We start from the raw sequence: 24,066 nt of genomic DNA, 5'->3' as shown, positions 1-24,066 counted from the left end.
CTTCGGTTCAATAGGGCAGCTTCAGCCCCGGCCGCGCCCACCGCGTCTTCACCAGCCGCCCGGTTCCCGACAGGGTCAGATAGGCGTCCTGCATGTCGGCGCCGCCAAAGGCGATGTTGGTGGTGAACACGTCGTCGGTGGCGACGAATTCGACCAGTTCGCCTTCGGGCGACACGACGCTGATCCCGCACTCGCCGATCGTCGCGACGCAGATGTTGCCGTTCGCCTCCATCGCCAGGCTGTCGAAGAATTTATAGCCGGCGGGGCGATAGAGCGGGATGCCGGGGCCGCCCGGTCCCGCGGTGCCGTCGACCTTGCCGGGGGCGACGATGTTGAACCGGGTCAGGCGGCAGGTATAGGTTTCGGCGGCATAGAGCTTCGTCCCGTCTGGCGAGAGGCCGACGCCGTTGGGATTGTTCGACGGAAAGATCACCTCTTCGATGAAGCTGCCGTCGGCCCTGGCGTAGAAGATGCCGACGATGTCGTGGCAGCGCTTTGCATAATCGACCTTGCCATGGTCGGTGAACCAGAAGCCGCCGTGCGCGTCGAACATGATGTCGTTGGGACCGCGCAGCGTGACGCCGTGATCGCCGGTCCGGTACAGCAGCTCGACCGCGCCGGTTTCGATGTCGATGCGTTCGATCCGGCCGCCCGAATAATCGTCGGCGATGCCGTGCGGGGTCAGATAGCCGTCCATTTCGACATAGTTGAAGCCGCCGTTGTTGCAGCAATAGAGCTTGCCGTCGGGACCGATCGCCAGGCCGTTCGGGCCGCCGCCGGGGACCGCGATCACCTCCTTGCGGCCGCCGGGCCAGCAACGGGTGATCCGCCGCGCCTCGATCTCGGTGACGATCACGCTGCCGTCGTCCATCACCACCGGCGCCTCCGGAAAGCGCAATCCGTCGGCGATCAGTTCGAACTCGGCCATCCCTCTCTCCCTTGCTCTCGTGGTCCTGCTGTGCTTTGCGCCCATAATGCCTGTCCGCACGCTCTTCGCCACACATTTCTATGAAGCCGACATCGGGACGCCCGACCTGCTCGAGGAACTGGAGCAAAGCTGCCGGCTGCTCGCCGAAGAGGATGGCGCGGGGCGCGGCTGGAGCCGCGCGCACGGCTACCGCGGCTATACCAGCTATGCGAGCCTCGACGATCTGCCGCAGCGCGACCCCGCCTTCGCCGATCTCAAGCGCCTGCTCGACCGCGAGGTGAAGGCGTTCGCCCGCGCCTGCCACTTCGACCTCGCGAAGCCGCTGCGCCTCGACAGCCTGTGGGTCAACGTGCTGAAGCCCGGCGGCACGCACAGCGGACATATCCATCCGCACAGCGTCGTCTCGGGCACCTTCTACGTCACCGTTCCGGCGGGGTCGGGCGCGCTCAAACTGGAGGACCCGCGGCTGCCGATGCTGATGGCGGCACCGGGGCGGACCGACGATGCGCCCGAACATCTTCATCCCTTCATCTATGCCGAACCGGCGCCGGGGCGCATTTTCCTGTGGGAAAGCTGGCTGCGGCACGAAGTGGTGACGAACGCCGCGAAAAGCGAACGGATTAGTATCAGCTTCAACTATCGCTGATCCGTTCCTATATGGGCGGCGCCTACTGAACCATCTTCCCCATCCCGTTCGCGTCGAGCGAAGTCGAGAGGCCTCTCGACCCAATGCCGCGCCAAGAGCACCGCGATTTCGGTCTAAGGCGAACGGGAACGGAAGATTTCGCAAGAAAGGACTGCCTTCCATGACCGCGACCAGCGCCGACTACACCGCCGACCTCCAGCTCTTCATCGCGGGCGAATGGCGGGGCGGCGAGGGGCGCGATGCGCGGCCGGTCGTCGACCCGGCGACCGCGGGCACGATCGCCGAGCTGCCGGTGGCGACCGCCGCCGACCTTGACGAAGCGCTCGCCGCCGCGGCGCGCGGCTGGCCGGCGTGGCGGGCGAAGACCCCCGACGAGCGCGGCGCGCTGATGCACAAGGTCGCGGGGCTGATTCGCGAGCGCGTCGATCATATCGCGACGCTGCTGACGCTCGAACAGGGCAAGCCGATCGCGCAGGCGCGCGGCGAGGTGCTGTCGGCGGCGGGGCTGTTCGACTATTTCGCCGAGCAGGGAAAGCGCATCGAGGGACGCGTCGTCCAGCGTCCGGCGGGCGAACGCGCGATGGTGCTGAAACAGCCGGTTGGCCCGGTCGCCGCTTTCTCCCCATGGAATTTCCCGGTCAACCTGATGGCGAAGAAGATCGCGCCGGCGCTCGCGGCGGGCTGCGTCGTGATCGCCAAGGCGCCCGAAGAGACGCCGGGCTGCACCGGCGCGCTGATGCGCTGCATCGCCGATGCGGGCATCCCCGGCGATGCCGCGCAGCTCGTCTACGGCAATCCCGACATGATCAGCCGCCACCTGCTGGGCAGCCCGGTGATCCGCAAGGTCAGCTTCACCGGGTCGACCGCGGTCGGCAAGCATCTGATGAAGCTCGCCGCCGATCATGTGCAGCGGATCACGATGGAACTGGGCGGCCACGCGCCGGTGCTGATCTTCGACGATTGCGATCTGGAGGCGACGCTCGACCGGGTGGTGGCGCAGAAGTTCCGCAACGCGGGGCAGGTCTGCGTCTCGCCGACGCGCTTCTATGTGCAGGCGGGCATCTACGACGCCTTCGTGCGCGGTTTTGCCGAGCGGACGAAGCGGGTCCGGGTCGGCCATGGGCTCGATCCCGACACGCAGATGGGGCCGCTCGCCAATGCGCGCCGCGCCCCGGCGCTTCAGGCGATGATCGCCGATGCGACCGCCAGGGGCGCGCGCGTGATCGCCGGCGGCGAAGCGATGGGGAAGGGCTATTTCTTCCAGCCGACCGCGCTCGCCGATGTCCCGATCGAGGCAGAGGCGATGGTGAACGAGCCCTTCGGCCCGATGGCGCTGATGCGCCCGTTCGACACCGAAGAGGAAGCGATCGAGCAGGCGAACCGCCTGCCCTACGGCCTCGCCGCCTTCGCCTTCACCGAGAACGGCCGGCGCATCAATCGCGTCGCCGACGGCATCGAAAGCGGCATGGTCGGGATCAACAGCTTCGTGATCTCCGCGCACGATCTGCCGTTCGGCGGCGTCAAGCAATCGGGATTCGGCAGCGAGAGCGGGCCCGAGGGGCTCGACGGCTATCTCGTCACCAAGGCGGTGCATATCTGTTGACGGACGCGGGCCGATCCAAGGTCGTCAGGCGTCTCAATCGCGCTCCAGCCTGACGAAATCGCGCCCGAACGGCGCGAGGTGCGCGCCGCCGTCGACGAAGATCGTCTGTCCCGTCACCGACTCGGCGCGCGCCAGCCAGGCCACCGCGTCGGCGATCTCTTCCGGCGTCGGAAGCGCGCCCAGCGGCATCCGCCCGGCGAGGCGCTCCATCTGCGCATCGCTGTAATCCTCGGTCGGCAGGGTCAGGCCGGGGGCGACCGCATTGACCCGCGCCTTGCCGCCGAAGGCGACCGCCAGCGTCGCCGTCGCCTGCCACAGCGCCTGCTTCGACAGGCTGTAGGCCAGCTGGTCGGGCACCGGATGGACGATGCGCTGGTCGAGGATATTGACGATCGCGGGACGCGCGCGGCCCGCGTGAGCCGCCACCACGGCGCGTGCCAGCATCACGGGCGCGTGGTGATTGACCTGCATTGCCTCTGCGAGCGCGGCGCCGGTCAGCGTCTCCCACTCGCCCTCGGCGAACAGCGAGGCGTTGTTGACGAGCAGCGACGGCGCCCGGCCGAAGGCTTCGATCACCGCCGGCACCAGCGATTCGGTCGCGCCCGGATCGGCGAGATCGGCCTGGAAGCGCCGGCATTCGGCGCCGGTCTCGGCGATCGCCGCGGCCAGCGTCGGATCGGCCGGTCCCGGGCTGCGCTTGTGGATCGCGAGCGCATAGCCTTCGCGTGCGAGCCGCGCCGCGATCGCCGCGCCGATCCGGTGCAGCCCACCGGTGACGAGGGCGAGCGGCGCGTCCGTCACGGTCGCGCCCGCCGCATGGTGATGCCGATCTGTTCGCCGTCCTCGGCGATCGCCAGCTTGACGATCTTGACCTCGACCGCCTCGATCCGCTCGTCCTGCAGGAACAGCGTGTCGATGATATGGTCGGCGACGCTTTCGATCAGCACGAAATGCACATCCTTGGGAATGCCGTCGGTCGCCGCGAATTTGAGGTGCATATAATCCTTCGATCCGCTCAGCGGGGTCGTGGGATCATAATGGTCCGCCATCGCCAGCCGCGCGCGCACCGAGATGCGCAGCGGCTGCGGCAGATGCGTCTCCGCCGAATAGATGCCGGTCAGAACATCGACGGTCAGTCCGTCCACCTCGAGCCACAATTGATCGATCACAAGAAATTCCTGTTCGTCGGACCGATATTCGGCTTTGCAATGCCGACCCCGGACCCTAAAGCGCCGCCGCATTAGCGAAAGGGTGCGCGTTGGTCGAGTTTCTTCCATTGTCCGATATCGAACCGCAGGCGGTCGAGCATCTGCTCGACGCCGCTTTCGGAGCGGACCGCTTTGGACGAACCGCCTATCGCATCCGCGAGGGCATGGCCGCGGTCCCCGCGCTCAGCTTCGCGCTGGTCGACGGCAAGGGACTGGTCGGCACGATCCAGTGCTGGCCGGTCGCGCACCGCGCGCCCGACGGCACGGCGACGCCGCTGGTGATGGTCGGACCCGTCGCGGTGCGCCCCGACATCCAGCGCGGGGGGCATGGCCGAGCGTTGATGGCGCGCATGCTGGAGGCGGCCGAAAGCCAGGCCGACAGCGCGCTGATGATGATCGGCGATCCCGAATATTACGGCCGCTTCTTCGATTTCACGGCGGAGGCGACGGGTGAATGGGACCTGCCGGGTCCGTTCGAAAAACGCCGCCTGCTCGCGCGTGCGGTGAACGGGCACCGCCTGCCGCGCGGCGCCGGGATGATCGGGCCGCGCTGATCGCGCGCATTTCTTCGCCGCGGTTTTCGGCTTCGCCGCGGCCGCCCGCGTCGGCATCGTCTCTTTACTTGAGCGGCCACCTTCCTATGTCGGATGGATGGTCAGCCCCGCGCCTTCGCTTCCCAAGGCCTTCTCGCAGCTCTCGCTTGCCGAGACGGCGGACCTGCTCGCGGCGCGCAGGCTGCCGCCGGTCGAACAGTGGCATCCCGAACGCAGCGGCGACAGCGCGATGGAGATTCGCGCCGATGGGAGCTGGTATCACGAGGGCGGCCGTATCGGGCGGCCGGCGATGGTGAAGCTTTTCTCCACCATCCTGCGGCGCGAACCCGACGGAAGCCACGTCCTCGTCACCCCCGCCGAAAAGCTGGCCATCGCGGTCGAGGATACGCCCTTCCGCGCGGTCGAGATGAAGAGCGAAGGCACGGGGGAGGGGCGCAGGCTCGTCTTTCGGCTCGACACCGACGACCTCGTCATGGCGGGGCCGCAGCATCCGCTGACCTTTGGCCGCGATCCCGACCATCCCGATCCCCGCCTGCACGTGCGCGGAACGATCGGCAACGGGCTCGAAGCGCGGATCGACCGCGCCCTCTATTACGAGATCGTCGGGATGGCGCTGGCCGAGGCGGAAGGCGACCCCGCGATCTGGTCCGACGGTGTCCGTTTTCCGCTGATGGACGGCAGGGCTGGGGACGGGGGCGGGGCTCCCTGATGCTCTCCGACAAGCTGCGCGATGCGCTCGACAATCTGCTGCCCGATACCGGCGAGGACGAGGGCTATCTGCTCCAGCGCGGCGACCCGCTGCGCGATGCGGCGGTGCTGGTCGCCTTCACCGACCGGCCCGATCCCGGCGTGATCCTGACCCAGCGGCCACAATGGCTGCGCGCCCATGCCGGGCAGGTCGCCTTTCCGGGCGGCAAGGTCGATCCCGGCGACCGCGACGTCGTCGACGCCGCGCTGCGCGAGGCCGAGGAGGAGATCGGGCTGCATCGTCGCGACGTGATGGTGGCGGGAACCACCGACGCCTATCGGTCGGGCAGCGGCTATCATATCACGCCCGTGCTCGGCGTGATCCCGCCCGACCTGCCGCTCGACCCCAATCCCGACGAGGTCGAGGCGTGGTTCGAGGTGCCGCTCGATGTCCTCTTCGACCCCGCCAATTACGAACGGCAGCAGGCGCATTGGCAGGGGCAGCTTCGCCGTTATTACGACATGCACTGGCAGGGGCGGCGGATCTGGGGCGTGACTGCCGACATCATCGTCAACCTCGCGCGGCGCCTGCCGCCGGGCTGGCACCGATGACGGTGCTTCCCGATGCTGAGTGGCGCGACCGCGAGGGGCTGGCGCGCATCGTCGCGGCGCTGGGCGCCGACGCGGTGAAAATCGTCGGCGGCGCGGTGCGCGACACGTTGCTCGGCCATCCCGTCACCGACATCGACCTCGCGACCCCCCTGTTGCCGCAGGAGGTGACACGGCGGCTGGAGGCGGCCGACATCAAGGTGATCCCGACCGGCATCGCGCACGGCACGGTGACGGCGATCGCGAGCGGCGACCGGCACGAAATCACCACGCTGCGCCGCGACGTGGAGACCGACGGGCGACGCGCGACGATCGCCTTCGCCGACGATTGGCGCGAGGATGCGGCGCGACGCGATTTCACGATCAACGCGCTCTATGCCGATCCGGTGACGGGGAAGGTCGAAGACTGGTTCGGCGGGCTCGCCGACCTTGCGGCCGGGCGAGTGCGCTTCATCGGCGACGCCGCGATGCGGATCGCCGAGGATCATCTGCGCATCCTGCGCTTCTATCGCTTCGCGGCGCGTTTCGGGCATGGCGACCTCGATCCGGCGAGCCATGCCGCGGTCGTCGCGGCGCGCCAGTCGCTGAAGAGCCTGTCGCGCGAGCGGATCGCGGACGAGCTGACCCGGATATTGGCGCTGCCCGATCCCCGGCCGATCGTGCGGCAGATGGCGGCGGACGGTATTTTCGCGGTGCTGCTGCCCGAGGCCGATGCCGATGCCGGGTCGGCGCTCGACCACCTGCTGGCGAACGAAGGCGCCGTGGGCGCCGCGCCCGATGCGATGCGCCGGTTTGCGGCCCTGCTGCCCACCGATCCCGCGGTGGCCGAACAGGTGGCGAGCCGGCTGCGGCTGTCGACGCGGCAGCGCAAGCATCTGGCCGCGCTTGCCGCGCATCGCGGCGGGCCGCTCCAGCCGGTGCGGCAACTCGCCTATCGCATCGGGATCGAGGCGGCGCGCGACGTGCACCTGCTCGCGGGCGACCGGGCGCAGGCGGCGGCGGCAGTGCGCAGCCTCGCCGGCTGGACGAACCCGGTGCTGCCGGTGAAGGGCGGCGACATCGTCGCGCGCGGCATCGCAGCGGGGCCGGAGGTCGCGCGCATTCTGAAGGCGGTCGAGGGCGACTGGATCGCGGAGGATTTTCCCGGCCCGGCGCGCGTCGCCGAGCTGGTCGATCAGAAAATCGGACGGTCGAGCGAGCGGCGCCAATAGGCGAAGGCGGCATCTTCCTCCATCGGCCGCGCGAACAGGAAGCCCTGGCCGAAATCGCAGCCCAGCGCCGACAGCAGCCGCGCCTGGTCCGGGGTTTCCACCCCCTCGGCGGTGGTTTTCATGTGCAGGGCCTCGGCAAGGCTCTGGATCGTGCGGACGATCGCCACCTTGTCGCGGTCGTCGACCATATGCTCGACGAAGCTGCGGTCGATCTTGAGCACGTCGAGCGGCAACCGCTGCAGATAGGCGAGGTTCGAATAGCCGGTGCCGAAATCGTCCATCGCGACGCGTGCGTGCAGCGCCTTGAGCTCGCGCAGCACCGACAGCGCAAGGTCGGGGTCGCCGATGATCGCGCTTTCGGTGAGTTCGATCATCAGGCGCTCGCCGCCGATGCCGTTCTGGGCGAGAGCGCCCCGCACCACCGCGGCGACATCGTCGCGGACGAGCTGGATGGCCGAGACGTTGACCGAAAAATAGCAATCGACCGGCCGGCCGCCGTTGCGCTCGTCCCATTCGGCGAGCACCGCGGAGGCCTTGCCGATCGCCCATTGGCCGAGCGGGACGATCAGGCCCGAATCCTCGGCGATCGGAATGAACTCCGCCGGCGGGACGATCGCGCCCTCGCTGTTGCTCCAGCGTGCGAGCGCCTCGAAGCCCGCGACCTTGCCCGTCGCCAGCTCGACCAGCGGCTGGAAGTCGAGGCGCAGCCGATCCTCCTCGATCGCCTTGCGCAACTCGGTCTCGAGCCCGAAGCGATTGTCGGACAGCATCGCCGCTTCGGGTTCGTAGATTTCGATGCGGTCGGTTTGCTTGGCGCGCTTCAGGGCGATCTGGGCCTGGCGGATCTGGTCGGCGACATCGGTGTCGGTCGCCGCCTGGATCGCGCAGCCCAGCGCGCAATCGACGCTGACCTTGAGGTCGCCGATGCGGAACGGATGGTCGAAGCAGCCGCGGATGCGCCGCGCCATTTCGCGCACGTCGGTCCGGCCGCCCGTCAGGCGCGAGGAGATCGCGAACTCGTCGCCGCCGCTACGCGCCAATATGTCGCCGCTGCGCAGGCTCGATTTCAGCCGCCGCGCGACGGTGATGATCAACTCGTCGCCGGCAAGCGGCCCGATATGCTCGTTGATCCGGCTGAACCGCGCGAGGTCGAGCAGCAGGATGACATGATGGGCCCTGCCGTCGCTGGTCATGCGCTGCTCGACCAGTTCCTCGAACCCGGCGCGGTTGGGCAGGCCGGTCAGACTGTCGGAAACGAGTTCGCGGCGCAGGTTGCGCTCGGTCATCATCTCCTGCGTCCGGTCGATCAGCGTCAGCAGGTAGAGCGACGTATCGCCGGTCTCGTCGGTCAGCGGGCCGATCGAGCCACGCAGGTCGCGCGCCGCCACGCCTTCGCCCAGCCGACAGGAAAATTCCTGGGCGCCATATCCTTCGGCCGCCTGCTCGACGGCACGGCGCAACTCGACCGGCGTGCTCGCGCCGGTGGGCGACAGGTCGAGCCGGTCGAATGCCGCGTTGCTGGCGTGCAGGCGGAAATTGCCGCGGTCGAGCGGACGGATCAGCGCTGCCGGAACCGGCAGCGCGTCGATCCAGCCGACAAACAAAGAGGGCCGGTCGTCGCCGGTTCGATCAATAGGCATGATAAAGGGTTTGATGCGACCTTTCCCCATTGTCCGAAGCCTATCGGATGGGGAGTAAAGAAGCTATTTACGGCAACAGGAAATTACAATCAGGCGAAACGATTGTTACGTGGGAAGCCCGTGGGGGGCATCCGGCCGGCCGCGCCGCGCGCGACGCGCCACGGTGCGACGTCGGTTTCGGTGCGGGTGCGGCCGCTGTCGCCGCCCATCGTCCAGCTCAGCCCTTCTGCGAAGACGAAGGTCGTCGCGTCGGACAGCCCGCCGTCACGATAGCGTTGCAGCATCACGCCCTGGCCGCGGCCCATCACCGGCACCTCGGCGATCGGGAAGACGACGAGCTTGCGGTTCTCGCCGACCACAGCGATGCTGTCGTCCCCGGCGCCGATCGGACGGACGACGGCAAGCTGCGCCCTGGGCTTGAGGTTGACGACGTTGCGCCCCTTGCGCGTCTCGGCGATCACGTCGCCCATCTGGACGACGAAGCCATGGCCGCTCGTCGAGGCGAGCAGCAGGCGTCCGTCGGCCTGTGCCGGAATCAGTGCAACGATATGCGCGTCGGGGTCGATGTCGACGATCAGCCGCAAAGGCTCGCCGAAGCCGCGCCCGCCGGGCAGCTTGTCGGCGCCGATGGTATAGAAACGCCCGTTGCTCGCCGCGACGAGCAGCTTGTCGGTTGTCTGTGCGTGCGCCGCGAAGGCGAGCTCGTCGCCTTCCTTGAACTTGAAGTCGCCCCACTGGCCTTCCGCGACATGGCCGCGCTGGGCGCGGATCCATCCCCGCTTCGAGAGGATGACGGTGACCGGTTCCTTTTCGATCATCGCGTCGAGCGGAATGTCGCGCGCCGGCGCCGCTTCGGACAGCGTCGTGCGGCGCGCGCCGAGCGCGGTGTCGGGACCATAGACGGCGCGCAGCGCCGCGAGGTCGCGTTTCAGCCGCGTGCGTTGGCGCGCCGGGCTTTCGACCAGCTTCACCAGTTCCTCGCGTTCGGCGGTCAGGTCGGCCTGCTCGCGCTTGAGTTCCATCTCCTCCAGCTTGCGCAAGCTGCGCAGCCGCATGTTGAGGATCGCTTCGGCCTGCCGGTCGGTCAGCAGGAATTCGGCCATCATCACCGGCTTGGGTTCGTCCTCGGTGCGGATGATCTCGATGATCCGGTCGAGGTTGAGGAAGGCGATCAGATAGCCGCCGACCAGTTCGAGCCGGTCGTCGATCTTGCCGATGCGATGCTTGGCGCGGCGGACGAGGACGACGATCTGATGCTGCAGCCATTCGGTCAGAAGCTGGTGCAGCCCCATGACCTTGGGCGTCCGCGTCGCGTCGAGGACGTTGAGGTTGAGCGCGAAGCGGCTTTCGAGCTCGGTCAGCCGGAACAGGCTTTCCTTCAATATCTCCGGGTCGACGTTGCGGCTCTTGGGCACCAGCACGATGCGGATGTCCTCAGCGCTCTCGTCGCGTACGTCTTCGAGGATCGGCAGCTTCTTGTCGGCGATCAGCTGCGCGATCTGCTCGATCAGCTTGCCCTTGGCGACGCCATAGGGAATCTCGCTGATGACGAGCTGCCACGTGCCGCCCGCCTGCTTCTCGATCCCGCTTTCCTCCCAGCGCCCATCGGCATCCTTGCCGGTCGAGAAGCGCGCGCGGACGCGGAAACCGCCGCGGCCGGTCTGGTAGGCGTGTGCGATGGTTTCCGCGCTGTCGACGATGATGCCGCCGGTCGGGAAGTCGGGGCCCTTCACATGGGCGAGCAACTCGGCGAGTCCGGCCCCCGGATTGTCGATCAGCAGCAGCGCGGCGTCGATCACCTCGGCGGCGTTGTGCGGCGGGATGTTCGTCGCCATGCCGACCGCGATCCCGCTCGCGCCGTTGGCGAGCAGGTTGGGGAAGAGGCCCGGCATGATCTCCGGCTCTTCGTCCTCGCCGTTGTAGGTCGGGCGGAAATCGACGGTGCCTTCGTCGAGCCCCTGCATCAGGTCGATCGCGACGCGCGTCAGCCGCGCCTCGGTATAGCGGTAGGCGGCGGCATTATCGCCGTCGATGTTGCCGAAATTGCCCTGGCCGTCGACGAGCGGATAGCGCAGCGAGAAATCCTGCGCGAGGCGGACCATCGCGTCATAGACGGCGGTGTCGCCGTGCGGGTGGAACTTGCCGATGACGTCGCCGACGACGCGCGCCGATTTCTTGTAACCTTGCGACGGGTCGAGGCGCATCGCGCGCATCGCCCACAGCAGGCGGCGGTGGACGGGCTTCAGCCCGTCGCGCAGATCGGGCAGCGAGCGCGCGGTGATCGTCGACAGCGCATAGACGAGATAGCGTTCGGACAGCGCGCTGTCGAACGGGGTATCAATGCTGTCGCCGGGGGCCGAGGGAGGAAGGTCGTCGTCGGTTGTCGCCATTACCCGCGGCCGATAGCAAGCCGCACGGCACATGGCAAAGGGCTATCGCGGGACGATCAATAGAGGTTGTCGTGATAATCCTTGTCGAGCCCCTTCTGCATCAGGCCGGGGATCGAGGTGACGGCGCTCGCGATCCGCGCGCCCAGTCCCTTGGCGCGGTTGAGCCGGATATGCTCGACGAACATCTTCGCGGGACGGATGTCGGCGGGCGGCGGCGCGCCCGGCCACAGCGGGGCGCGGGCGAGGGCGGCGCTTTCGCCCAGCGCGACGCGCAGGTCGTCGATCCGCACCGCGAGCCGCGGCACCTTGTCCTGCACCGCGAAGCGTTCGCGCGCGGCCTCGTCGGTGGTCAGCGTGGCGGTGCCGACGATCCGCACGATCCGGTGCGAACCGGGGATCAGCAGCGCCGCGGCGATGCGCGGCTGCGCGATGATGTTGCGAAAGCTGTCGGTCCGCCGGTTCCCCGGCCGGTCCGCGAACCACAGCGCGTCCCCGTCGAGGTGCGCGAGCGCCCCCGCCGGATCGCCCTTGGGGCTGAGGTCCGCATGTCCGTCGGGATCGACCGTCGCCAGCGCCATGAAGCGGCTCGCGGCGGCGAAAGCGCCCGCGTCGTCGATCGCCTGTCCGGGCGGATCGGGGTGCCAGAAGGCCGAACGGATCAGCGCCTTGGCGCAATGGACATAGCATTCCTCGACCGCGATCCGCGCCTCGCCGTCCGCCACCGCGACGACGTGGCCGTTGATGCGCAGCGTTTCGCCGATGCCGGGAAGCAGGAACAGCGAGCCGAAACCGGCGCCGGCCCTGATGGCTGCGGGGTCGTCGATCCGGTCGAGCGGCACCGCCAGCGTGGCGCCGTCGCTTCGCGCGAATCCGGCCGCCCCGCCGCCCAGCGTGAGCGTCACGCCGCCGCCGTCGCCGATGCCGGCGAACATCAGCGGCGAAGCCGCGAGCCAGCGCTGCGCGGTGGCATCGACATGGTCGATGACCTTGAGGTCGATGGCGGACGATGCCTTGCCCACCGCCGCCTCGATCGCCGCGATGCTGTCGATCCTGGCCATGCCTGTCCTCTTCCGGCGAGGAGCATGTCATACTTGCGAATGACTCGCAATATGTGATTGTCAGGCCGCCATCGCGCCCCTGTCGTCAGGGTTTGTCGGCATAGGCCTTGACGAGGTCGAACATATAGTCGCGTCCGACGTAGACCGACCGCACCTCCATGCGCTCGTCGAGCCCGTGCGCGCCATTGCCGTCGGGGTCGCCCCACATGCCGGGGATGCCATAGGTCGGGATGCCGACGGCGCCGAGGAAGGTCGCGTCGGTATAGCCGTTCGCCATCGCCGGAATGACCTTCAGCCCCGGCCAGTATTTATCGACCAGCGTCTGCATCGGGCCGATCACCCTGGGGTCGAGCGGCGGCGCGGGCGGCGCGGGGCGCTTGGGCGGCAGCTGCGTCACGGTAACGCCGGGGTCGCCGATCACGCGTTCGAGTTCGGCCTTGATCTCCTCGATTGGGTGGCCGGGGAAGATGCGGCAGTTGACGTTCGCGCCCGCGCGTTGCGGCAGCGCGTTGGGAGCGTGGCCGCCGTCGAGCAATGTCGCGACGCAGGTCGTGCGCAGGTTCGAATGGAGGAAGCGATCCGCGTTGACGATCGCCTCCGCCGCCTTGTCCGTGGGATCATTCGCCAGCGCGGCCATCGCCCGGCCCGTCTCGTCTCCGCGCGCCGCACCCGCCTCCGCAAAGAAGCGGCGCGTCGTGTCGGTCATCTCGAGCGGAAATTCATATTGCCCGATCTTCGTCAGCGCCGCGGCGAGCTGATAGATCGCATTGTCGGGCACTGGTGCCGAGCTGTGGCCGCCGGGGTTGCGGGTTTCGAGGCGGAAATTGGCGAAGGTCTTTTCGCCGACCTGCACCGACTGGCCGAGCACCTTTCCCTTGCCGTCGCTGTCGCCGCCGCCGCCTTCGTTAAGCGCGAATTCGGCGTCGATCAGGTCGCGCCGGTTCGCGGCGAGCCATTCGGCGCCGTTGAATGCGCCGTTGGTCTCCTCGCCGCAGGTCAGCGCCACTTTCACCGTGCGCTTCGGCTTGTAGTTTTCCTTTTGGAACCGGATCAGCGTGTCGACCCATACCGCCGCCTGCGCCTTGTCGTCGGCGGTGCCGCGGCCATAGAAATAGCCGTCCTCCTCGACCATCCGGAACGGGTCGCGCTCCCAGTCGGCGCGCTTCGCCTCGACCACGTCAATATGCGCGATCAGCAGGATCGGTTTCGCCGTCTTCGATGTCCCCGGATAGACGGCGACGAGGCCGCCCTCCTTCGGATGCGCGGGGTCCGCGAAGAGGGTGAGCTGGCTGTCGGCGAAACCCGCCGCCGTCAGCCGCGCCGCCATGCGCTCGGCCGCGAGGGTACAGCTTCCCGCCGACAGCGTCGTGTCGGTTTCGACAAGTTCCTTGTAGATGTCGCGAAAGGCGAGCTGGTCGGGGCGCGGTTGCGCGTCCGCCGCCATCGCGGGCGCGGCGAACAGCAACGGCAAGGTCAGCAGTGCGGTCGGATATTTCATGGCGTATCTCCCTGTTGTCGGAAAGGGAGCAGAAAGGCCGGACCACCGCAAGCCGCTTTGCTTTGACTTGCGCGTCGTTCCCCTTTCGCCCATTTCGCAGCGGCAGGGGGCGCGGGAAACCGCGATGCGAAAGGGAGAAGGCACGGCATGGCCGCCGGGAGCAAGCGCGACGAGGGATTGGGCGATGCGGTCGTCCCGGCGGATGCGAGCGCGCTCGGCGATGCGCCGCGCATCCGCGCGATCCTGACCGCCGCGGCGCGCGAGGGGCGCCCCGTGAGCTATTCGGAGCTGCTCGGCGAACTCGGCTTCCGCTTTACCCGGCCCAAGATGCGTGCGGTGTGCCGGACATTGGCCGAGGTCGACCGGCTGTGCGCGCTCGACGGCGAGCCCGACCTCGCGGTGCTGGTGGTGCGCGAAAGCGACGGCCTGCCGGGGCAGGGCTGGTGGGTCGGCGGCACCGCACTGCTTCTGGGCTATGACGGTCCGTGGGAGGGCGCCGCGGCGGCGCGCTTCATCAAGGAGCAGCAGCAGGACGTGTTCGATTATTGGGAGGGACGGTGAGGGCGGCCAGCTTCGACCGATAAGAACCGTTGCCCGCGCGCAGGCGACGGCCTTGCATTGGATTCGCGCAGAGACGCAAAGATCGCAGAGGCGCGCGCTTCATCTCTGCGATCTTTGCGTCTCTGCGCGAATTTCGTAAAATACCAGGTCTCAGCCGAAGCGCGACATTCCTTTGACGAAGATCAGAGGGCCGCACTCCGACATAGGCCTCTGCTGATTCCTTCGTACCTGCACTTTATCCATCGCGTCACCCCGGGCTTGACCCGGGTGACGGAAGGGATCTGCGCCCTATTTCTTCAACCCGATCTCGCGCAGCCGCTCCTGCAGATAGGCGTCGGCGGTGATTGGCGCCGGGTACAGGTTCGGGTGCGCGGCATCGACGCAATTCTCCAGCGTCACGATCGGATAGTCCGAACGGAAATGCAGGAAGAAGGGCATCGAATAGCGCGCGATGCCGGCGCGGCCGGCGTCGGGGTTGCGGACGCGGTGCGTGGTCGAGGGCAGGCGATTGTTGGTCAGTCGCTGCAGCATGTCGCCGACATTGACCGCCATCGCGCCCGGCGGCGGCGCGACGGGCAGCCAGCTTCCGTCCTTGTCGAGGATTTCGAGCCCCGCCTCCTCGGCACCGAGCAGCAGCGTGATCGTGTTGATATCCTCGTGCGCCTCGGCGCGGATGCCCTTCGCGGGCCCTTCGACCGGTGGATAGTGGAGCAGGCGCATCACGCTGTTGCCGTCCTGCACCGTCGCGTCGAAGAAATCGGGCGCGAGGCCCAGATAGCGCGCGATGCCGGAGAGCAGCCGGCCGCCGACGCGATCGAATTCGGCGAACAGCGTTTCGAAGGTGGTGCGAAAGCTCGGGACCTCGTCCGGCCACACATTGTTCGGCTGCTGCGCGGCAAGCGGATGGCCTTCGGGCAGGTCGCGGCCGACGTGCCAGAATTCCTTGAGGTCGACCTCCTTCGCGCCCTTGGCGATTTCGACCCCGAACGGCGTATAGCCGCGCGCGCCGCCCAGCCCGGCGACATGATAGGCGCGCTTCGCCTCTTCGGGCAGCGCGAAGAACGCCCTGGCCTTTGTCCAGGCAGCGTCGATCAGCGCGGGGTCGATGCCGTGGTCGGTGATCATCGCGAAACCGAACCGCTCGAACGAAGCGCCGAAATCCTGCGCGAAGCGGTCCGCGGGCAGCGAAAGGGAGATGACGGGGACGGCGGCGGTCATGCTGTTGTATCCATTGTTCGATGCGTTGACGCGATGCCGGTCGGCGCGTTCGCGTCCCCTTGCGATCTAGGCTTTCGGCCGGCGCCGGGAAAGGGAAAAAGGCGGTTCCACCGCGCGCGCCGCTCGGCTAAGCCCCGGCCATGGGCAAGCAATATTGGCTGATGAAATCCGAACCCGACGTCTATGGCTGGGACGATCTCGTCAAGGACGGGACGGGAATCTGGGACGGCGTGCGCAATCACAGCGCCAAGCTGAACATGAAGGCGATGAAGGTCGGCGACGAGGCGCTCTTCTATCACAGCAACATCGGCAAGGCGTGCGTCGGGATCATGCGGATCACCGAAGAGAGTTTCCCCGATCCGACCGCGGAGGAGGGCTCGCCCTGGGTCGTGGTGCGCGTCGAGCCGGTGCGCGCGTTGGCGCATCCGGTGACGCTTGCGGCGATCAAGGCCGATCCGAAGCTCGCCGACATGGACCTTGTCCGCCTGTCGCGCCTGTCGGTCGGGCGCGTCACGCCCGATGAATGGGCGCATATCCTCAGGAAGTCGGAGCAGCCTGAGGGCTGATCCCGACGTCGGCGCCTACCGGCCGAGCTTGGTCTGGAGGTGGCTCGCGACCGACGGGTGCAGCGGCTCGACGAACTCGCAGCCGTAATTGTCGCCGGCGGCGCGGCGCACCACCGCCTCGCGCGGTTCGAGCCCCGGCAGGCTGACCCAGATGCGCTTGCCGACCGTCTGCCGCGAAAAGGTGAACATGCGGAATCCGGTCGACGACAGGTCGAACAGTTCGGCGTCGAACGGATTCTGGCCTGCCTCGCGAAAACGCACGCGTCCGTCGATCGAGGCGCGCTCGGCGCGGCGTGTGTCGGTGGGAACGGCGTTGCGGCTCGGCACGGCGGATCGACCTTTCGAATGATTCGAACGTCTCCGGTCTAGCGACCCGATGGTTATCGCAAGGTCAACGGGCGTGGTGAAACAGGCTGGTTAAGGCGGCGTTGGTCCCATTTCCATCCAATGTCCCGGACAGGCGGCGACCAGTCCGGCCGCATCGCGCCAGTCGGCGGTCAGCCAGCGGGCGTGATCCTCCGGATCGAGGATCACCGGCATCGCCTGCCCGCCGAGGCGCTCGACGAAGCTGTTGGGGTCGGTGGCGAGCACCGCGAAGCAGGGCCAGTCCGCCGCGTCGCGCACTATGCCGGCGAAGGCGAAGAGCGGCCGGGCGCGGAGCGATATCCAGTGCTGGCGCCGCGCCCCGGCGGGTTCTGACCACAGCGCGAAGCTGGTTGCGGGGACGAGGCAGCGAAGCTCGGGATGCCGCAGCGTGCCGATCCAGAACGGGCTCGACAGATTGCGGACGCTGGTGACGGGGCGCGTGCCCGACGCGGGCGGCGGAACGCCCCACAATCGCGGGCGCAGCCGCCACCGCGTCCCGCCGCGCCCGTCGCCGACGATCACCGGGGCCGGGCGACCGGGCGCGACATAGTCGCCGGCCCACGGATCGTCGCCGGCTTCCGCCCCGAAGGCCGCGGCAATGCGGCTCGCCGGGGCGTCGAGGCGGTAGAGGTGCATGAGGGGGTCCTAGTCGGTGCCGCGCACGCGGCCGCGGCCCGCCTTCACCGCGCTGCGCGCCTTCTTGCTGTCGACGCGCCGCGCCCTGGCGGCCTTGCTGGGCTTTGTCTTGATCCGCCGTTCGGGACGGACCAGCGCGGCGTCGATCAGTTCGCCGAGGCGTTCGCGCGCGTCGGCGCGGTTCGCCTCCTGGGTGCGGAAGCGGCGCGCGAGGATGACCAGTTCGCCGTCGGCGGTCAGCCGGCTCCCGGCGAGCGTCCTGAGCCGGCGGTACGCATCGGGGGGCAGGCCGAGCGCGAAGACGTCGACGCGAAGCTGGCACGCGGTGGCGACCTTGTTGACATTCTGTCCGCCGGGGCCGGAGCCGGCGAGAAAGCGTTCGGAGATCGCGCTTTCGGGGATGTCAGCCACGGGTCGGCGCCGCGCCTTCGGGCGCCGCGAAGCCCAGCGCGGCGAAGCGGTCGGGGAAGGGCGCCTCGGCGACGATGGGCGGCTTGACGTCACGGTCGACGACCAGCCGCTCGGCGTGGAGCAGGGTGCGATCGCTTTTCCGGCCGCGGCCATAGACGGGATCGCCCAGGATCGCGAAGCCGAGCCCTTCGAGCGCATGAACGCGAAGCTGGTGGGTGCGGCCCGTTTCGGGGCGAAAGCGCAGCAGCGCGCGGCCGTCCGCGACGGCGAGCTTTTCCCAGTGCGACACCGACGGCTTGCCTTTCGGGTCGCCGATCATCCGCCAGCCCGTCTCCGCGCTCGATGTCTTGGCGAGCGGCAGGTCGATCGTTCCGCTGTCGCCAGCGGGCACGCCGTCGAGGATCGCCAGATAGCGTTTCTCGACCGCGCGCGCCTCGAAAGCCCGGGTGAAGCGGCCGTGCGCTTTGGGATTGCGCGCGAGCAGCAGGCAGCCCGAGGTGTCGCGGTCGAGCCGGTGGACGGGCAGCGGCCAGCGCCGGAAGCCGAAACGCAGGCTGTCGAGATGATTCTCGAGGCTGAGGCTGCCGTCGCGCGGCGGGTCGACCGGCAGGCCTTCGGGTTTGTCGATGACGAGGGCCTCGCCGTCGAGGAACAGGACATGGTCGGACAGCAGCATCGCCGCGCTATAGGCGAAGCGTCCGGGCGCGCCAAGGTCGCTGAAATCTATTGCTCCGCGCCGAAAGCATAGGCGTCCATCGCGAGCACCGCATAGGTGACGCTGTCGTGCAATCGCCTGGCGTGGAGGCCGTCGGCTTGCGCGCCCGCGCCCATCGCGACGAACAGCGGCAGGATATGATCGGGCGTCGGGTGATTGTCGCGGCCGTGCGGCGCGCGTTCGACCGCGTGCAGCAGGTCGTCGACGGCGTTGGCGGCCATGCGGTCGGCGATCCAGTCGGTGAACGCCGTCACCCAGGGCGCCGCCGGGGCGTCGATCGGCGGACGTGCGGAAAAATAGGCGCGGAGATTGTGCGTGATGCTGCCCGATCCGACGATCAGCACCCCGTCGTCGCGCAGCGGAGCGAGCGCCTGCCCCAGCGCATAATGCCATTCGGGCGGCGCGTGGGAGGCGATCGAAAGCTGGACGACGGGAATGTCGGCATCGGGGTAGAGCAGCGAAAGCGGCACCCAGGCGCCATGATCGAGCCCGCGCTCCGCATCGACCGTGACGGCGAGGCCGTGAGCGGTGAGGCGCTCGGCGATGCGCCGTGCCAGCGCGGGATCGCCCGGCGCGGGATAGCGCATTGCGAAAAGCGCATCGGGAAAGCCGCCGAAGTCGTGAATTGTCGGCGGCCGGGGCGATGCGGTGACGGTCGCGCGGCCGCCTTCCTGTGCGGCGTCGTGATGCGCCGACACGACGAGGATCGCGCGGGGGCGCGGCAGACGGGTGCCCAGTCCGGCGAGGAAATCCCGCGCCGGACTGGGTTCGAGCGCCATCATCGGCGAGCCGTGCGAAAGGAACAGGCTCGGCAGACGGCGCATCGGGTCAGGCCGCCAGCTTCGCCGCGGTGCGTGCCACGCGTTCGCCCAGATAGCGCGCGCCGCCGAGGTCGGCTTCGCTCGGCTGGCGCGATCCGTCGCCATTGGCGATCGTCGTCGCGCCATAGGGCGCGCCGCCCTTGACCTCTTCGACGCCCATCTGGCCCGCATAGCCATAATCGAGCCCGACGATCGTCAGGCCGAAGTGCAGCAGGTTGGTGATGATGTTGAACAGCGTCGTTTCCTGTCCGCCATGCTGCGTCGCCGACGAGGTGAAGGCGGCGCCGACCTTGCCGGTCAGCAGGCCCTGCGCCCAGACGCCGCCGGCGGTGTCCCAGAAACTCGCCATCTGGCTCGACATGCGGCCGAAGCGCGTCGGCGTGCCGACGACGATCGCGTCATAGTTCGCCAGTTCCTTGGGGTCGCTGAGCAGCGGGTGCGCGGTGTCGGTCTTGAAGCCGGCGGCCTGGACGACCGCTTCGGGTGCGGTTTCCGCGACACGGCGGATATCGACCTCGGCGCCCGCGGCGCGCGCGCCTTCGGCCACCGCGTCGGCCATCGTCTCGATATGCCCATAGCTCGAATAATAAAGCACCAGAACCTTTGCCATCTTCCTTGTCCTTTCACTTGGTCTTGAAAAAAGGGGTGGGCCGCCGCCGGGGGGAGGGGATTGGCGGCGGCCCGAAGCTCCCCTCCCGCGCGGGAGGGGAGCGGGGAGAGCCTAGAGACTGTCGACCAGCACCAGTTCAGCGTCGTCGATCGCCTCGACCTCGATCCGGGCGACGTCGCGGATCGCGATGCCGTCGCGCGGATCGGCGTCCTTGCCGTTGACGCGGATGCGGCCCTTGGCGGCGACCAGATAGGCGTGGCGTCCGGCGCCGAGGTCATAGGCGACGCGGTCGCCCGCGCTCACCGTCGCCGCCGCGACGCGGGCGTCGGCACGGATCGGCAGGGCCCCGAAACTTTCGCCGTCGCCTTCGATCCCGCTCGCCACGGTCACGAACCGGCCCGAACGGTCGGCGCTGGGGAATTCGCGCTGGCCCCAGCCGGGCGCGCCGCCCGGACGATCGGGGATGATCCAGATCTGGAACAGCGTCGTTTCCTCGTCCTCGAGGTTGAACTCGCTGTGCGTGACCCCGGTGCCTGCGCTCATCACCTGGACGTCGCCCGCCGCGGTGCGGCCGCTGTTGCCCATGCTGTCGCGGTGGCTGATCGCGCCGGTGCGGACATAGGTGATGATCTCCATGTCGCGGTGCGGGTGCGGGGGGAAGCCCGACTGCGCCGCGATGGCGTCGTCGTTCCAGACACGCAGCGCGCCCCAGCCCATCCGATCCTCGTCATGATAGTTGGCGAAGGAGAAGTGATGGCGGGCATCGAGCCAGCCGTGGTCGGCGTGGCCCAGCGTATCGAACTTGCGGATATCGATCATGGCCTGGTCCTTTCATCGTCCTTTCATCGCCGCCACGGGCCATATGCCCCGGCGGCCTTTCGTGTTGCAGCCAAGATAGCGATGGCGATCGTTTCTGGAATAGCGTAGATGGAAAACGATCGTTTCCGAATTTGGGGTATTGATGGCGCTTCCCGATTATGAAGGCTGGGCCTGCTTCGCCGCGGTGGCCGACAGCGGCAGCTTTACCGCCGCGGCGGGGGCGCTCGGTCTGTCGAAGGCGAGCGTGTCGAAGGCGGTGAGCCGGCTCGAGGCGTCGCTCGGCATCACCCTGCTGCACCGCAGCTCGCGCTCTGTGACGGTGTCGACGGCGGGGGAGGGGCTGCTCGGCGAAGCGCGCGCGATGGTCGCGGCGGCGACGGCGGCGACCGAGGCGGCGCGCGGCGACCGGCTCGACCTTGCGGGGCCGGTCCGGCTCGCGGCGCCGATGAGCTTCGGCATCAAGGTGCTCGGCCCGCCGCTCGCCGCTTTCCTCGAACGCCATCCCGCGGTCGAGATCGAGGTGGCGCTGAGCGACGCGCGGCAGGACCTCATCGCCGAAGGCATCGATCTTGCGCTGCGGATCGCGCCGCTCGCCGATTCCAGTCTGCTCGTGCGCACGATCGCGCCGGTCGCGGCGTCGGTGCTGGCAAGCCCCGCCTATCTCGCGAGCCACGGCACGCCGCGGCATCCGCTCGATCTCGGCGCGCACCGGCTGATCGGCTACGGCCATCGCGAGCGCGCCGCGCCGCTTCGGTTCCACCGGGCGCGCGAAGAAGCGACGGTCATGCCGACGGGGCCGCTGTTCGCGAACAACGGCGATGTCATGGTCCCGCTGCTCGTCGCGGGCGGCGGCATCGCGGTCCTGCCCGACTTCATCGTGGAGGAGGCGCTGGCGTCGGGCGCGCTGGTGAAGATTCTTACCGACTGGTCGCTTCCGCAAGCCTATCTTCACCTGCTTTCGCCGCCCTCACGCCTCCGCCCCGCGCGCGTGCGGGCGTTGTCGGACTATCTCGTCGAGGCGCTGAAGCTGTCGTGCGCGGGGCGCGACTCGCGGGAATCCGGCGATTAAATCAAAATTAACCTTTTCCCTTCATTGCTTTCATGGTTAATGTTCCGGCAGTCCTGCAAACAGGGGTCGGCCGGGGGCGTCACGATAGCCGGCGGACAGGTCGCGGGATGATCGTGGGAAACAGGTTAAGGGGTGCCCAATGCGCGTACTGCTGATCGAGGACGAGCCGACGACCGCCAAGGCGATCGATACGATGCTGACGACCGAGGGCTTCAACGTCTACACGACCGATCTGGGCGAGGAAGGCCTCGATCTGGGCAAGCTCTATGATTACGACATCATCCTGCTCGACCTGAACCTGCCCGACATGCACGGCTATGACGTGCTCAAGAAATTGCGCACCGCGAAGGTGCAGACACCGGTGCTGATCCTTTCGGGCATTTCGGAAATGGATTCGAAGGTGCGCTCGTTCGGCTTCGGCGCCGACGATTATGTCACCAAGCCCTTCCACCGCGACGAACTGGTCGCCCGCATCCATGCGGTCGTCCGCCGTTCGAAGGGGCACAGCCAGAGCGTCATCAAGACCGGCAAGCTCGCGGTCAACCTCGACACCAAGACGGTCGAGGTCGACGGCGTCCGCGTCCATCTGACCGGCAAGGAATATCAGATGTTGGAGCTGCTTTCGCTCCGCAAGGGTACGACGCTGACCAAGGAGATGTTCCTGAACCATCTCTACGGCGGCATGGACGAGCCCGAACTCAAGATCATCGACGTCTTCATCTGCAAGCTGCGCAAGAAGCTGGCGCTCGCCTGCGGCGGCGAAAACTATATCGAGACCGTCTGGGGCCGCGGCTATGTGCTGCGCGACATCGACGAGGAAGGCAACGAGGTGCGCCGCGTCGCCTGACGCCGCATCGCTACAGGGCAAAGGGGGACCCGGCGCGGAGCGATCCGCGCCGGTTTTTTGTGCCCTCCCAAGGGCTGATTTACGGTCTGTGGGATTCGGGTTTCGGGCGCGCTGCCTCATCCGTTCGTCATGCTGAACTTGTTTCAGCATCCATGGCCGGACATTTCCTTTGGTGCCGCCTTTCAGTGGAGGGCAGTCCATGGACCCCCGGATCGGGTCCGGGGCAGGCTCTGAAACAAGTTGGCGATTATCCCTTTTCGACAAGTCACTGTTCCCCGGCGAAAGCCGGGGTCCAGATGGCACAGCGCTGCCAAGCATGGACCCCGGCTTTCGCCGGGGAACGGCTCCCTACTTGCCTGAAGGACATATGTGCCAAACAAGTTCAGGGGGACGGAAAAGAGAAATTGTGCCGAAACCCGAATCCCCACAGACCGTGAAGCATCGTGCGTTAAATCTGAACCGTTTGCCCCCCGCTTTCGCGGGGGCAGGCTCTGAGCTTGTCGAAGCCTGTCCTGAGCGCTTGCAAGGCAGTCGACGGGGGCCGTTCTTTCATTTGGGCGCCGCAAGAAGAAGGACGGTGCTTCCCCCGGACTTGATCCGGGGTCAGCACGAGCGGCAGAAAGAGTGGTGCAGATTTAACGCGCGATGTTCCAGCGCCCGATGCTAGTTACCTGAATCTGAAGTTCGCCCCATCGATTCCGTCATCCCGGGCTTGACCCGGGATCCCGCTTCCTTTCGCGCACGGATGGAGGAAAAGCGGAACCCCGGGTCAAGCCCGGGGTGACGATGATGACAAAAACTTTGATCCCACCATATTAGCGGCCGCGCCCGTAGTGGCCGGGAAGCTTGGTCGTCAGCCCCAGGCCGGGCCGCCATGTCGACAACCGCGGCGCGGGGACGATCTGGAAATCGGCCTTGGCGTCCGCGGTGACGAGCTGATCGCCGTGCGCCGCGCGCAGCCGGACGGTTTCGATCGGCTGGTCGGTCTGGATGCCGAATTTCCGGTCCGCGACCCAGCGCACGGTGCCGAGCATCGGATCGTGCCCCGGCATGAAGATCGTCATGCGTTCGCCGATTTCGAGCGGATAGGGACCTTGCCCCCCGATACCATGTTCGGACACGTTGCGGATCGTGACGTCGAAACGGCCGAGCCGCTGGCACCCGAGCGCAGCCTTCACCAGCCGCGACTGGCGCGGTCGGCGCTTTTCGGCTGGAGCCGTCGAGGCGGGGGCCTCTGGATGCGGCATGGTGCGACCCGATACTGCCGCCCGACCCCCACGTCTGGCGGTAATTATGGTCCCGTTTCAGGCTCTAAAGGAAGAAGGTAAATTTTCATATAGCGACGCGGGCGTCGGCGGCCGGGCCGCCGCACGGCGACAACGGCCCACCGCGCGC

Annotated in this window: 26 protein-coding genes; 10 read left to right on the top strand and 16 right to left on the bottom strand. The window is 67.9% G+C overall.

All coding sequences use genetic code 11. From position 1 onward, the window contains the following. Positions 1 to 7 precede the first annotated feature (7 nt). Positions 8 to 928 (bottom strand): SMP-30/gluconolactonase/LRE family protein, encoded by a 921-nt coding sequence (locus SGRAN_RS16830; protein WP_067185592.1) that lies wholly within the window; start codon positions 926 to 928, stop codon positions 8 to 10. Positions 929 to 974: 46 nt separating this feature from the next. Here SGRAN_RS16830 and SGRAN_RS16825 point away from each other — a divergent pair, with 46 nt between their 5' ends. Further along, the gene (locus tag SGRAN_RS16825; RefSeq protein WP_067185590.1) at positions 975 to 1,574 is read left to right on the top strand and encodes a TIGR02466 family protein; all 600 of its coding nucleotides are present in this window, start codon (positions 975 to 977) and stop codon (positions 1,572 to 1,574) included. A gap of 160 nt (positions 1,575 to 1,734) precedes the next feature. After that, positions 1,735 to 3,177: an NAD-dependent succinate-semialdehyde dehydrogenase gene (locus SGRAN_RS16820; protein WP_067185589.1), complete on the top strand. Its 1,443-nt coding sequence runs from the start codon at positions 1,735 to 1,737 to the stop codon at positions 3,175 to 3,177. Positions 3,178 to 3,210: 33 nt separating this feature from the next. Here the strand turns inward: SGRAN_RS16820 and SGRAN_RS16815 are convergent, their stop codons facing one another. Together SGRAN_RS16815 and SGRAN_RS16810 are read right to left on the bottom strand one after the other, a co-directional pair. After that, a complete protein-coding gene (locus SGRAN_RS16815) occupies positions 3,211 to 3,978 on the bottom strand; it encodes an SDR family oxidoreductase (RefSeq protein ID WP_067185587.1) in 768 nt (255 codons plus the stop codon). Next, a complete protein-coding gene (locus tag SGRAN_RS16810) occupies positions 3,975 to 4,346 on the bottom strand; it encodes a dihydroneopterin aldolase (RefSeq protein ID WP_067187140.1) in 372 nt (123 codons plus the stop codon). Before SGRAN_RS16810 ends, SGRAN_RS16815 begins: the two co-directional genes overlap by 4 nt. Positions 4,347 to 4,435: 89 nt before the next feature. On the opposite strand from SGRAN_RS16810, the gene SGRAN_RS16805 reads away from it, so the two are divergent. The 4 genes from SGRAN_RS16805 to SGRAN_RS16790 all read left to right on the top strand — a co-directional run bounded on the left by SGRAN_RS16805 (position 4,436) and on the right by SGRAN_RS16790 (position 7,446). Then, the gene (locus SGRAN_RS16805) at positions 4,436 to 4,939 is read left to right on the top strand and encodes a GNAT family N-acetyltransferase (RefSeq protein ID WP_067185585.1); all 504 of its coding nucleotides are present in this window, start codon (positions 4,436 to 4,438) and stop codon (positions 4,937 to 4,939) included. Positions 4,940 to 5,036: 97 nt separating this feature from the next. Then, positions 5,037 to 5,648 carry a DUF1285 domain-containing protein gene (locus tag SGRAN_RS16800; protein ID WP_067185584.1) on the top strand — a complete coding sequence of 204 codons (612 nt, stop codon included), beginning with the start codon at positions 5,037 to 5,039 and terminating at the stop codon, positions 5,646 to 5,648. After that, positions 5,648 to 6,238: a CoA pyrophosphatase gene (locus tag SGRAN_RS16795; protein WP_067185582.1), complete on the top strand. Its 591-nt coding sequence runs from the start codon at positions 5,648 to 5,650 to the stop codon at positions 6,236 to 6,238. The genes SGRAN_RS16800 and SGRAN_RS16795 overlap by 1 nt, the downstream gene beginning before the upstream one ends. Further along, the gene (locus SGRAN_RS16790) at positions 6,235 to 7,446 is read left to right on the top strand and encodes a CCA tRNA nucleotidyltransferase (RefSeq protein WP_067185580.1); all 1,212 of its coding nucleotides are present in this window, start codon (positions 6,235 to 6,237) and stop codon (positions 7,444 to 7,446) included. Before SGRAN_RS16795 ends, SGRAN_RS16790 begins: the two co-directional genes overlap by 4 nt. Here the strand turns inward: SGRAN_RS16790 and SGRAN_RS16785 are convergent. The 4 genes from SGRAN_RS16785 to SGRAN_RS16770 form a co-directional block, all read right to left on the bottom strand. Then, on the bottom strand, positions 7,410 to 9,086 hold the full coding sequence (locus tag SGRAN_RS16785) for a putative bifunctional diguanylate cyclase/phosphodiesterase (protein ID WP_237233548.1): 1,677 nt from the start codon (positions 9,084 to 9,086) through the stop codon (positions 7,410 to 7,412). The two genes, SGRAN_RS16790 and SGRAN_RS16785, sit on opposite strands and share 37 nt — an antisense overlap. 89 nt (positions 9,087 to 9,175) lie before the next feature. Then, complete coding sequence (gene parC, locus SGRAN_RS16780) at positions 9,176 to 11,476, bottom strand: DNA topoisomerase IV subunit A (protein ID WP_067185577.1); 2,301 nt, start codon at positions 11,474 to 11,476, stop codon at positions 9,176 to 9,178. A 56-nt stretch (positions 11,477 to 11,532) separates the two neighbouring features. Beyond that, positions 11,533 to 12,534, bottom strand: a complete 1,002-nt coding sequence (locus SGRAN_RS16775; protein ID WP_067185575.1) for a pyridoxamine 5'-phosphate oxidase family protein — start codon at positions 12,532 to 12,534, stop codon at positions 11,533 to 11,535. Positions 12,535 to 12,619: 85 nt separating this feature from the next. Continuing rightward, complete coding sequence (locus SGRAN_RS16770; protein ID WP_067185573.1) at positions 12,620 to 14,032, bottom strand: M20/M25/M40 family metallo-hydrolase; 1,413 nt, start codon at positions 14,030 to 14,032, stop codon at positions 12,620 to 12,622. A 147-nt stretch (positions 14,033 to 14,179) separates the two neighbouring features. Here SGRAN_RS16770 and SGRAN_RS16765 point away from each other — a divergent pair, with 147 nt between their 5' ends. Further along, positions 14,180 to 14,593, top strand: a complete 414-nt coding sequence (locus SGRAN_RS16765) for a ribose-phosphate pyrophosphokinase (RefSeq protein WP_067185571.1) — start codon at positions 14,180 to 14,182, stop codon at positions 14,591 to 14,593. A gap of 288 nt (positions 14,594 to 14,881) precedes the next feature. Here SGRAN_RS16765 and SGRAN_RS16760 read toward each other — a convergent pair whose 3' ends face one another. Beyond that, positions 14,882 to 15,811 carry an isopenicillin N synthase family dioxygenase gene (locus SGRAN_RS16760; protein ID WP_067185569.1) on the bottom strand — a complete coding sequence of 310 codons (930 nt, stop codon included), beginning with the start codon at positions 15,809 to 15,811 and terminating at the stop codon, positions 14,882 to 14,884. 140 nt (positions 15,812 to 15,951) lie between these two features. On the opposite strand from SGRAN_RS16760, the gene SGRAN_RS16755 reads away from it, so the two are divergent. Continuing rightward, a complete protein-coding gene (locus tag SGRAN_RS16755; protein ID WP_067185568.1) occupies positions 15,952 to 16,377 on the top strand; it encodes an EVE domain-containing protein in 426 nt (141 codons plus the stop codon). A gap of 15 nt (positions 16,378 to 16,392) precedes the next feature. Here SGRAN_RS16755 and SGRAN_RS16750 read toward each other — a convergent pair whose 3' ends face one another. The 7 genes from SGRAN_RS16750 to SGRAN_RS16720 all read right to left on the bottom strand — a co-directional run bounded on the left by SGRAN_RS16750 (position 16,393) and on the right by SGRAN_RS16720 (position 20,755). After that, on the bottom strand, positions 16,393 to 16,704 hold the full coding sequence (locus SGRAN_RS16750) for a PilZ domain-containing protein (protein ID WP_067185566.1): 312 nt from the start codon (positions 16,702 to 16,704) through the stop codon (positions 16,393 to 16,395). A gap of 90 nt (positions 16,705 to 16,794) precedes the next feature. Then, the gene (locus SGRAN_RS16745) at positions 16,795 to 17,379 is read right to left on the bottom strand and encodes an SOS response-associated peptidase family protein (protein WP_067185564.1); all 585 of its coding nucleotides are present in this window, start codon (positions 17,377 to 17,379) and stop codon (positions 16,795 to 16,797) included. Between the two features lie 9 nt (positions 17,380 to 17,388). Continuing rightward, positions 17,389 to 17,790 carry an alternative ribosome rescue aminoacyl-tRNA hydrolase ArfB gene (arfB, locus tag SGRAN_RS16740; protein ID WP_067112444.1) on the bottom strand — a complete coding sequence of 134 codons (402 nt, stop codon included), beginning with the start codon at positions 17,788 to 17,790 and terminating at the stop codon, positions 17,389 to 17,391. Beyond that, entirely contained in the window at positions 17,783 to 18,466 is a 684-nt protein-coding gene (locus SGRAN_RS16735) for an RluA family pseudouridine synthase (protein WP_067112447.1), read from the bottom strand. Before SGRAN_RS16735 ends, arfB begins: the two co-directional genes overlap by 8 nt. A gap of 47 nt (positions 18,467 to 18,513) precedes the next feature. Continuing rightward, positions 18,514 to 19,329, bottom strand: coding sequence for a DODA-type extradiol aromatic ring-opening family dioxygenase (locus tag SGRAN_RS16730; protein ID WP_067185562.1), 816 nt, complete (start codon positions 19,327 to 19,329; stop codon positions 18,514 to 18,516). A gap of 4 nt (positions 19,330 to 19,333) precedes the next feature. Continuing rightward, on the bottom strand, positions 19,334 to 19,936 hold the full coding sequence (gene wrbA / locus SGRAN_RS16725; RefSeq protein ID WP_067112453.1) for an NAD(P)H:quinone oxidoreductase: 603 nt from the start codon (positions 19,934 to 19,936) through the stop codon (positions 19,334 to 19,336). A 111-nt stretch (positions 19,937 to 20,047) separates the two neighbouring features. Continuing rightward, a complete protein-coding gene (locus tag SGRAN_RS16720) occupies positions 20,048 to 20,755 on the bottom strand; it encodes a pirin family protein (protein WP_067185560.1) in 708 nt (235 codons plus the stop codon). Positions 20,756 to 20,897: 142 nt separating this feature from the next. Between SGRAN_RS16720 and SGRAN_RS16715 the strand changes: the two genes are divergently transcribed. Further along, positions 20,898 to 21,824: a LysR family transcriptional regulator gene (locus SGRAN_RS16715; protein WP_067185559.1), complete on the top strand. Its 927-nt coding sequence runs from the start codon at positions 20,898 to 20,900 to the stop codon at positions 21,822 to 21,824. 139 nt (positions 21,825 to 21,963) lie between these two features. Then, positions 21,964 to 22,671, top strand: a complete 708-nt coding sequence (gene ctrA, locus SGRAN_RS16710; RefSeq protein ID WP_003040277.1) for a response regulator transcription factor CtrA — start codon at positions 21,964 to 21,966, stop codon at positions 22,669 to 22,671. A gap of 815 nt (positions 22,672 to 23,486) precedes the next feature. Here the strand turns inward: ctrA and SGRAN_RS16705 are convergent. Beyond that, a complete protein-coding gene (locus SGRAN_RS16705; RefSeq protein ID WP_067185557.1) occupies positions 23,487 to 23,918 on the bottom strand; it encodes a PilZ domain-containing protein in 432 nt (143 codons plus the stop codon). Between the last annotated feature and the right edge of the window lie 148 nt (positions 23,919 to 24,066).

It is taken from the genome of Sphingopyxis granuli, from assembly GCF_001559015.1.
In the GTDB taxonomy this organism is placed as follows: Bacteria; Pseudomonadota; Alphaproteobacteria; order Sphingomonadales; family Sphingomonadaceae; genus Sphingopyxis; species Sphingopyxis granuli.
This window is presented reverse-complemented; position numbering and strand designations above follow the sequence as displayed.